11 protein-coding genes are annotated in these 9,408 nt (G+C 69.5%); 3 read left to right on the plus strand and 8 right to left on the minus strand.

Features of this window, described 5'->3' with window-relative positions; all coding sequences use genetic code 11:
* Nucleotides 1-1,167, plus strand: a 1,167-nt coding sequence (locus VFF46_RS00720; RefSeq protein ID WP_325034989.1) for an ERAP1-like C-terminal domain-containing protein, incomplete at its 5' end; no start/stop codon positions are given.
* Between the two features lie 5 nt (nt 1,168-1,172).
* Here the strand turns inward: VFF46_RS00720 and VFF46_RS00725 are convergent.
* The 7 genes from VFF46_RS00725 to VFF46_RS00755 form a co-directional block, all read right to left on the minus strand.
* Nucleotides 1,173-2,087 carry a hypothetical protein gene (locus VFF46_RS00725; RefSeq protein WP_325034990.1) on the minus strand — a complete coding sequence of 305 codons (915 nt, stop codon included), beginning with the start codon at nt 2,085-2,087 and terminating at the stop codon, nt 1,173-1,175.
* Complete coding sequence (locus VFF46_RS00730) at nt 2,084-2,632, minus strand: hypothetical protein (protein ID WP_325034991.1); 549 nt, start codon at nt 2,630-2,632, stop codon at nt 2,084-2,086. Before VFF46_RS00730 ends, VFF46_RS00725 begins: the two co-directional genes overlap by 4 nt.
* Nucleotides 2,633-2,705: 73 nt before the next feature.
* On the minus strand, nt 2,706-2,972 hold the full coding sequence (locus VFF46_RS00735) for a hypothetical protein (RefSeq protein ID WP_325034992.1): 267 nt from the start codon (nt 2,970-2,972) through the stop codon (nt 2,706-2,708).
* A gap of 71 nt (nt 2,973-3,043) precedes the next feature.
* Nucleotides 3,044-3,511 carry a MarR family winged helix-turn-helix transcriptional regulator gene (locus VFF46_RS00740; protein ID WP_325034993.1) on the minus strand — a complete coding sequence of 156 codons (468 nt, stop codon included), beginning with the start codon at nt 3,509-3,511 and terminating at the stop codon, nt 3,044-3,046.
* A 48-nt stretch (nt 3,512-3,559) separates the two neighbouring features.
* Nucleotides 3,560-4,336, minus strand: a complete 777-nt coding sequence (locus VFF46_RS00745) for a MerR family transcriptional regulator (protein WP_325034994.1) — start codon at nt 4,334-4,336, stop codon at nt 3,560-3,562.
* A 14-nt stretch (nt 4,337-4,350) separates the two neighbouring features.
* Complete coding sequence (locus VFF46_RS00750; protein WP_325034995.1) at nt 4,351-5,109, minus strand: ABC transporter permease; 759 nt, start codon at nt 5,107-5,109, stop codon at nt 4,351-4,353.
* On the minus strand, nt 5,106-5,864 hold the full coding sequence (locus VFF46_RS00755) for an ABC transporter ATP-binding protein (RefSeq protein ID WP_325034996.1): 759 nt from the start codon (nt 5,862-5,864) through the stop codon (nt 5,106-5,108). The genes VFF46_RS00750 and VFF46_RS00755 overlap by 4 nt, the downstream gene beginning before the upstream one ends.
* Nucleotides 5,865-5,975: 111 nt before the next feature.
* On the opposite strand from VFF46_RS00755, the gene VFF46_RS00760 reads away from it, so the two are divergent.
* Nucleotides 5,976-7,130 (plus strand): MFS transporter, encoded by a 1,155-nt coding sequence (locus VFF46_RS00760; protein ID WP_325034997.1) that lies wholly within the window; start codon nt 5,976-5,978, stop codon nt 7,128-7,130.
* On the opposite strand, the gene VFF46_RS00765 is transcribed toward VFF46_RS00760, so the two are convergent.
* The gene (locus VFF46_RS00765) at nt 7,046-8,008 is read right to left on the minus strand and encodes an AraC family transcriptional regulator (protein WP_325034999.1); all 963 of its coding nucleotides are present in this window, start codon (nt 8,006-8,008) and stop codon (nt 7,046-7,048) included. The two genes, VFF46_RS00760 and VFF46_RS00765, sit on opposite strands and share 85 nt — an antisense overlap.
* 143 nt (nt 8,009-8,151) lie before the next feature.
* Here VFF46_RS00765 and VFF46_RS00770 point away from each other — a divergent pair, with 143 nt between their 5' ends.
* Complete coding sequence (locus VFF46_RS00770; protein ID WP_325035000.1) at nt 8,152-9,213, plus strand: M23 family peptidase; 1,062 nt, start codon at nt 8,152-8,154, stop codon at nt 9,211-9,213.
* Nucleotides 9,214-9,408 lie beyond the last annotated feature (195 nt).

Raw genomic sequence — 9,408 nt, forward strand, 5'->3', positions numbered from 1 at the left:
GTCCAGCCGTTCACACCGGTCGACCTGACCGCCTGGTCAAGAGCCTGGCTGGAGTCGAGCGGCATCAACACGATCGCACTCGTCGACGGCGTACTAGTACAGGAAGGCATCCCGCGTCCGCACACGATCTCGGTCGGCGTATACGGCGGCACGCCCCTCACAAGACGCCACCGCATCGAACTCCCACTCACCGAACCCCGCACCAACCTCCCCCTCCCCGGAGCCGGTGCCCAGCTGTCGCTTGATGGATCCCGGCTGGTGCTGCTCGACGACCGGGACACGACGTACGCGATCCTGCGCCCCGACGAGCACTCGATCCGCACCCTGGTCACGGCCGGAGCCGAGCTGACCGATCCAATCGCACGCTCCACGGCCCGCCGTACCCTCCGAGGCCTCCTCATCACCGGCCACCTACCGGCCGCCGACATAGTCACCTACGTAGCCGCATCCGTAGCCACCGAACCAGACCCCATCCACCTCAAGGCCCTGACAACCCTCGCCACCGAAGCAACCATCTACGCCAACCGCACCCAACGACCAGCCCTCGAACACCCGCTGGCCACAGCCATCACCTCCGCCCTCAAAACCTCCGACCTCGTCCTGATCGAAGCCCTGGCCGACTGCGCCGGAACCGAAGACCAACTGACCCTGGTCGACTCGTTCCTGACAAACGCCGACCTGCCACAACCGATCCGCTGGCGCCTCCTCACCCGCCTGATCGCCCTCGGCGCCGGGACCGACGAGCAGATCGACGCCGAGGAAGCCCGAGACCCCGACCCGGACGCCACCTGGCAGGCAGCCGCGGCCCGCCCGGCCATCCCGACGGCAGCCGCGAAGAACGCCGCGCTCGACCTCTTGCTGACCGCCCCCGGCGTTCCGGCCGCCGTACTGCGGACCTTCGGCGCAGCGCTCTGGCATCCCCGCCACGACACCGACCACGCGACGGAGTTCTTGGAGCGCCTGGTCCCGTTCGCCCACGCCACTGACTGGTTCGCAGCCGCTCGCCTAGCCCGCTACGCCTTCCCGACCACTGCCGACATCCCGTTCCTGGACCGGGTCCGCGAAGTCGCCACCGCCGTACCACCCGTCCTGGCACAGGCCCTCCAGGACCAGGAGGAGCTAGCCCGCCGCGCCGCGACGGCCCGCACTCGCTGGGCCACCGCGTGACCTGCCTACCGGCCGGAGAGGGCTTCTGCCTCGACGAGGAGCTGGGTGGCCATCGTGCTCAGGTGTGGGATCGGTGACGCGGCGGCGAGGGCGAGCCAGCGGATGGCGTCCGGCCATTCCTGGCGTTCGCGGTGCAGGGCGCCGATGTTGATCGCGGCCATCGTGGCGGTTTCCAGGTCGTCGTCTGCCACGAGTTCCTCCAGCAGCGCGCGGGAACGATCGTGGTCGCCGAGCGCGATCAGGAGTACGCCGAGTCGCATCCGGGCCGCGGTGTACTCGGAGTGGAGGGTCGAGTCGGCGGCGGTCTCGTAGAACGTACGGGCGTCGTACGGGAGCTCGGCGCGTTCCTTGAGTTTGCCCAGGTCGAGGGCGGCCGAGACGACGGACGGCGCGTGGCCGGAGTCGTACGCGAGCAGCAGGTAGCGCTCCGCCTCGATGTCGTTGCCCTGGTCGGCGTTCATCCGGCCGAGGGCGATCGCTGCTTTCGCCATTCGCCGGGTGCTCGGGTTGTCGAGCGCGCGGTGCAGCTGCTCGACGGCCTCGGCCTTGCGGTCGAGGTGCAGGAGGAGCTGGGCGCGGCGGAGGGCGACGTCGGGTTCAGCTTGGGGACCGGCCAGCGTGAGTACGCGGTCGAGAGTCGCCGCGGCGTCCTTGAGACGTTCCTGGGTCACCTCGAGCAGCGAGACCATGAGCTCGCCGGCGCCCCGGGTGCCGGTGTCCAGGCTGTACCGCGCCTGCTCGGCGAAGTTGAACGCCTCGGCGACCTGGTCCGACTCGACAAGGTCGTCGAACCTGTTCAGCGCGCTGTCGTAGTCCAGGCCGAGCGTGGAGATCTCCGCCTGCCGTACGGCGAGATTCTGCGCGACCCGCGCGTCCCGGCGGCGCTGGAACCAGCCACGCCGCTTACCCGCATCGCTCATCGCTGCCCCGCTTCCGCCTCGTGCGCCCGAAACCCGATTCCCCGCACCGCGTCGATCCGGATCGCATCGCCGACGCGTTCCCGAATCTGCTCGACGACAGCGTCGACGTCGGCACCACATTCCTGTTCGAGCCGCGCTCGTGTCACGAGTGCGCCGGGTGTTCGCAGCAGCACTTCGAGTACGGCTTGATCCACGTCGTCGAACCGCTGCACGGAGACGCTTACCGGTTCCCGGCAGATGCTGCGCACCCGCTCGACAACCTCCGACGGATCGACCGGCAACCCGAGGTAGTCGTCCGCGCCGTACTGCACCAGCGCGGCCCCGTCGCCCTCCACACCGATCACGAGCGCCGGCACCATCACCCCGTCCCGCCGCAGCGCCACCACCAACGAAAGATCGTCCGCCACGACGCCGTCGTACGCCGACTCCTTCAGCACACGCGCCGCCGCGACCCGGTCACCCACCAGGTCAGCCTCGAACCCGGCCGCCCGCAGAGCGGCAACCGTGCCCGCCCCACCGTCACGCTGCAATACCAGAATGCGCACAGCAGGCGAGTCTATTCGAACGATCGAACCAACCCGCTCACCGATAGCAGGCCGCACTCGGCCGACAGCACTGCTAGCGGAAGATGTAGAAACCCGTGACGGCGGTCGGGAGGACGCCGAGGACGAGCCAGGGGGAGAGCAGGCTGCGGCGGTGGATCGCGAGAATGCCGGCGGCGGTCAGGACGCCGATCACGCCGGACATGAACCACAGGCCGACGCCCTTGCCGAAGGTGTCATGCGAGACGCCGATGCTGTAGACCGCGAGCGTCACGGCGGGGACGGTGCCCACGTGGAAGAGGACGGCCGAGACGACCCAGCGCTGGACGGTCTCGATGTTCATCGGCCGCGGCGTACGGCGTCGGACCCGGCGCCGGGGCCTCGGTCGGTGGTCGGCGTACGGTGCCTCTTCCATCATTCCTCACTTCGGGGTGCGTTCCGCGCCGCGGCGATGACGCGGGTCAGGCGTTCGTGGAGTTCCATCAGCTCGTCGAGATCCATGCCGAGCCGGGCGACGACGGCCGGCGGGACCTTCAGCGCGTCGTTGCGCAGCGCCCGGCCCTTGTCGGTGAGCGAAACCGCGAGCGAGCGCTCGTCCCGGGTGTCACGGTCGCGGCGCAGCAGACCGGCACTCTCGAGTCGCTTGAGCAGCGGTGACAGCGTCGCGGGCTCGAGCTGGAGCATCCCGGACAGGTCCTTGACCGAGACCGGCTCGAACTCCCAGAGCGCCAGCATCACGAGGTACTGCGGATGCGTCAGCCCCATCGGCTCGAGCACCGGCCGGTACAGCCCGATCACGCTCCGGGCGGCGATCGCCAGCGCGAAGCACACCTGGTGCTCCAGCGCCAGCGGGTTCTCCGGCATCGTCCGTTCCGCGGTCATACTCCGAGGATAGCAAATAGTTAGCACACTAACGATTAGTGGGCTGGGTCACTTCGAGGTGATCCGGTCCGGCACCTGTTCGATCCGGGTCCAGCCCTTCCAGCCGCGTTCCTCGAGGATCGCGAGCAGCCGCGCGGCTTCGGGTGCGGCCTCGAGCATGATCGCGTCCAGCAACTCGACGAGCTGGTCGTCGAACGGTTCGTCGCCGAGCTGTCCGGCGTCGGCGGCGCGGATGTACAAGCGTTCCAGGATGTCGGCGATCTCGACCAGCAGCGCTTCGTCGCCCTGGTTCTCGACCGCCTCGCTCACCAGGCTGTAGAGCTTCTGCGTGTCGGGATCGTCCAGCTGCTCGTGCTTCGCCGCGATCACGGCGTCGATCACCTCGGGCACCTTGGCGGCGATCATGATCCAGGCGCCGCGTTCCATCTCGAGGTAGCGCTCGCTGACGCCCTGATCACGCAGGCGGTCGAGGTAGCCGACAACGCTCTGCGGGAGCGCGAGGTGATCACCGGCCGCAAGCCTGGCGAGCCGCCGGCGGCTGTCCTGCAACCGGCGGATCTCGGCGCGCAGCTCCTTGTCGATCTCCTGTACGCCGTCCTCGAACTCCGCCGGGGCCGCCGCGAGCAGTTCGTGGACCCGGGCCAGCGGAACTCCCGCCCCCGCGAGCGTATGGATCCGGATCAGCCGGACGACGGCGGCGGAGTCGTACGACCGGTACCCGGAGCGGTCGCGGACGGGCTCGGGCAGCAGGCCGATCTTGTGGTAGTGCCGTACCGCCCGCACCGTCACCCCGGCGTACGCCGCCAGTTGGCTGATGGAGAGCATGGGCCCAGCCTGCCTCAGGCGGTCTTCCGGCGGAAGGCGACCATCGCCAGGATGTACGCCACGACGAGCACGCCGACACACCAGGCCAGCGCCGTCCAGATGTCGTTGCCGACCGGCTGCCGGGCGAACAGGGCACGGATCGTGTTGACGATGGACGTCACCGGCTGGTGCTCGGCGAACCACCGCACCGGGCCGGGCATGGTCTGCGTGGGCACGAACGCCGAGCTCAGGAACGGCAAGAAGATGAGCGGATAGGCGAACGCGCCCGCGCTCTCCACCGATCCCGCGGTGAGTCCGGGGATCACGGCCAGCCAGGTCAGCGCCAGCGTCGACAGGAGCAGGATGCCCGTCACCGCCAGCCACGCCAGGACACCGGCGCTCGAGCGGAAGCCCATCAGTAGAGCGACACCGACGACGATCACGAGCGCGATCACGTTGGCGACCATGGACGTGATGACATGTGCCCACAGCAGGCCGGACCGTGCGATCGGCATCGACTGGAAGCGTTCGAGGATCCCGCTCTTCAGGTCCATGAAGAGGCGGAACGCCGTGTAGGAGATGCCGGAGGCGATCGTGATGAGTAGAATGCCGGGCAGCATGAAGTTGATGTACTTGGATCCGGTGGAGATCGCGCCGCCGAACACGTAGACGAACATCAGCATCAGCGCGACGGGCGTGAGCACGGTCGTGATGATCGTGTCCAGGCTGCGGGTGATGTGGCGCAGGGTCCGCACCGTCAGGGCGACGGTGTCGCTGAAGAAGTAGTTCGTCATCGCTTGTCTCCAATGATCGCCAGGAAGATCTCCTCGAGCGTCGGCTGCTTCTCGACGTACTCGACCTTGGCCGGCGGCAGCAGCTGCTTCAGCTCGGCGAGCGTGCCGTTCGCGATGATCCGGCCCTGGTGCAGGATCGCGATCCGGTCGGCCAGTTGCTCGGCCTCGTCCAGGTACTGCGTGGTGAGCAGCACCGTCGTACCGGAGCCGGCCAGCTCCTTGACCAGCTGCCACACCTCGATCCGGGCCTCGGGGTCGAGGCCGGCGGTCGGCTCGTCCAGGAAGATCACCGGCGAGTCCCCGATCAGGCTCATCGCGATGTCCAGCCGGCGCCGCATACCGCCCGAGTACGTCGCGACCCGGCGGCCGCCCGCCTCGGTCAGCGAGAACCGCGCCAGCAGGTCGTCCGCCACCTTGCCCGGGTCGGCGAGGTGCCGGAGCCTGGCCACCAGCGCGAGGTTCTCCCGGCCGCTGAGGATCTCGTCGACGGCCGCGAACTGCCCGGTCAGGCTGATCGACTGCCGGACCTCGGCGGCCTGCGCGGCGACGTCGTACCCGCTGATCGTGGCGGATCCCGCGTCCGCCCGGAGCAGGGTCGCGAGGATCCTGATCGTCGTGGTCTTGCCGGCGCCGTTGGAGCCGAGCAGCGCGAAGATGCTGCCGCGCGCCACCTCGAAGTCCACGCCGCGCAGGACCTCCTGTTTCCCGTAGGACTTCTGCAATCCCTGCACCCGGATTGCCGCATCGGTACTCATGGGCGCCAGCATGCAGGGTTGACCCCGCGTCAAGGTCAAGGCAGCGCTTCCGATCAACCGCTCGCGACGGACGATCAAGCGCACGGCGGTTCCGGCCACGAGGCTTGGAGGGTGTCTTCTACGGATGTCTCAGAGCCGGCGGTACGTCGTTCCGGCCTCGTGCCGCTGATCGCTCTCGATCTCGGGATCTGCCTGCTCGTCGCGAGTGAGTTCCTGCCGGCCAGCGTGCTGCCCCGGATGGCCGCCGACCTCGGGGTCTCCGAAGGTACGGCGGGGCTGGCGGTCGCCGCGACCGCGATCGCCGGTGCGGTGACGGCGCCGTCCATCGCGGTGGTGCTGCCGCGAGTGGATCGGCGGCTCGTGCTGATCGGACTGCTCGCGGCGGCGGCCCTCTCGGACGTAGCGGTGGCGCTGGCTCCCGCATTCGCTGTTGTGCTGGTGAGCCGGCTGGTGCTCGGGGTCGCGATCGCGGGGTACTGGTCGTTCGCGTTCGGTGCCGGCGTACGGGCGCTGCCGGGGCGCGAGCGGGTGGTGTCGACGAGTCTGTCGGTCGGGGTCAGCGTGGCGACGATCGTCGCGATCCCGCTGGCGTCTGTCGGCGCGGATACGGCCGGATGGCGGGTCGTGTTCGGGGTGGCGGCTGCCTGCACGGTGGTGAGTCTGGTGTTCCTGGTCGCGGTGTTCCCGCCGGTGCCGGCGCATCCGTCGGCCGGGCTGGTGATGATGCGGAGCGCGCTGCGGAACCCGTTGCTGATCGCGGGGCTGGTGATGATCGTGCTGGCGGCGCTGGGAAACTTCGTGGCATACCCGTACATCCGGTTGGCGATCATGCGGGTGACGCCGGGGGATTCGGCGTGGTTGTTGCTGGCTTGGGGATTCGGCGGGTTGCTGGGGAATCTCGCGGCCGGGGTGCTGGCGACCCGGTTGCGGGTGGCGTCGGCTGCTGCGCCGCTGTTGCTGGCGGTGAGCCTTGCTGTCACCGGGTATGCCGTCGGGGTGCCGATGCTGGTGGTCGGGGTGGTGAGTTGGGGGATCGCGTTCAGCATGATCCCGGTCGCGACCCAGCTATGGGTGGCGCGGGCGGAGCGGGAGCACACCGAGTCGGCGATGAGCCTGCAGGTGACGGCGTTCCAGACCGCGATCACCGTGGGCTCTGCGGTCGGCGGCGCGGTCGTCGACGGTCACGGCGTCGCCGCGGCGCTGACAGTCGGCGCGATCTGCGCAGTACTCAGCGGCATCGGCTTCGCGGTACTACGCCCATCCTGACGCTTCGGCGTATTGCGGCGGTCCTGAGGATTCGCCGCACTACGGCCGTCCCGAGGGTTCGCCGTACTGCGGCCGCCCTGAGGGCTCGGTGTGGTGTGTCTGTTTTCGAGGAGGGCGGTGCGCCAGGACTGGGGTGAGGAGCCGTGGTCGGCGGTGAACGCGCGGCTGAAGGCGGCGAGCGATCCGTAGCCGCAGCGGGACGCGACCGCCTCGACCGGGAGCCGCGGATCGGACAGCAGCCGCCGCGCCTCGCCCATCCGAACCTCCCGGAGCACCCGCACCGGGCTACGACCGAGCGCCTTCTGGAACCGTGCGCTGAGCGCCGACCGCGACAGATGCACCAGACTCGCCAGCGACTCCACACTCCACTTGTTCGCCGGGTCCGCGACCACCGCTTCAAGCACGCGCGCCACCAACGGATCGCCCGCCTCCGCAACAGGCCCCTCGTCCTGCTGCCAGGACTCAGTCATCGCCGCCCCGATCAGCGTTCCGTACCCGTCGGCAAAGACCGACGCCCGGCACGCACCGTCCAGCGGACAGCCCTTCACCAGGTCCGCGACCCCCGCGTGCCGCTCGGCGAACCCACGAACCACCAGCGGGCTCGGCACCGCCCGCGTCGCGACCACCACCCGAAGGTCCCCGACCGCGAGCTTGGCGCCACCGTCCGACCCGACCGCGAAGGCTGTCCGCCCGTCGACCCACACCGCGTCGCCGACCGTGACCGGCGTACTGCCACCCGCCGTCTCGAGGTACGCCGTACCGTCGAGCACCAGGAACCACACCGGCCCCGGCACGCTCAACGACCCACTCCTCCCGAGCCACTGATGGGTGAGCTCACCGAGGTCGAACCGCGCCGCCGTACGCCGGGAATCAGCCATGAACGGGAGAACAGCCGGAACCCGTCGCCCTATTCCGGCTTCCCCGGACGAACCGTTAAGGGTTCGGCTACAACTTCTCGTGGCCGACGAGGCGTTCTGCCACACTCGCGGCACCCGTCAGTTCGATCAGAAGGGTCCCGCCCATGCCCTCGAAACTGTCCCTCAGGACAACCGTCGTCACACTCGCCCTCGGCGGCCTGCTCCTCGCCGCACCACCCGCCTCGGCCGGCTCCAGCCGGCCGTCCACCTCCCCAGCGCAAGCGCCCGGCGTCACCGTGAAGCTTTCGTCCGCCGCCTCCGGAACTCTCGGTGCCGGCAGCAAGGCTGTCGTCGACACCGTTGCCGCAGGCATCCTTTCCCGCTCCCACGACGCCAAGGGCCTCACGCCGGCCGTTGCCGTCAGCAAGCTCTCGTCCCAGGGCCGCAAGGTCGTGGTCGACGTCCGCACCGCCACGACCAGCTGGGCTCGTGGTGTCGCGTACGTCGAGGCGCCGCGCACCGCCGAGGGCAGTCCCGAAGGCTGGCTCTACCTCGCCCGGAACGTCAACGGCCGGTGGGTCGCCGGCCTCGAAGGCGACAGTACGTTCGCCAGCTACGTCGCGACCTCACCGCTCGTCGGCCAGGCCGAGCGGCAGACGATGACGGCGTACGCCGAGCACAAGGTGAGCGCGACCGCCACCGCCGCCGCCAACACGGGCGGTCTGCTGCTGCCGTGGATGCCCGACTACTACATGAACCTGACCGGCGGCCCGCACGCCAACGACGGCGCGACCGGGTACTGGAGCAGCCTCGACTTCGCCGGTGGGAACGCGAGCGGCCGGGTCCGTTCGTCCGGCAGCGGGACCGCGACCTCGATGTGCGGCGCCGGCGGCGGCTGGACCCGGGTGATCCACCCGAACGGCTTCTCGACGGACTACTACCACATGTGGAACGCGACGTACTACAACGCGACACCGGTCGGCAGCAGTGCACTGCTCGGCAACATCGGCATGGACACCTGCGCGGGCGGTTCCGCGACCGGTGCCCACGTGCACTGGAGTCTCCGCACCTACGACGCCAACTACAACGGCACGTACACCTGGCTGAACGGCCGTACCATCGGCGGCTGGACCTGGTGGAACGGCTCCAGCCAGTACACCGGCTGCGCGACCCGGCTGGGCGTGACGGCGTGCCCGGGCAACGACATGTACAACCGCGTGAGCTGATGCCCAGGAGGTCGGCGCGTGCCTAGAATCGCTTGTGGCGCGTTATCAGCTGGAGCCGGGGGACTACGGGCTGGTGCGGTTCGTGGTGTCCCCGCTCACCGAGCTCGGCAACTCGCTCCGGGCGTTGCGCGCGCCGTCCTCCTACCCCCTGCAGGCTCCCTGGTACGCCGCGGTCTGCGGCATCCGCGACCAGCT

The sequence above is a fragment of the Kribbella sp. genome (genome assembly GCF_035655035.1).
Lineage (GTDB): Bacteria > Actinomycetota > Actinomycetes > Propionibacteriales > Kribbellaceae > Kribbella.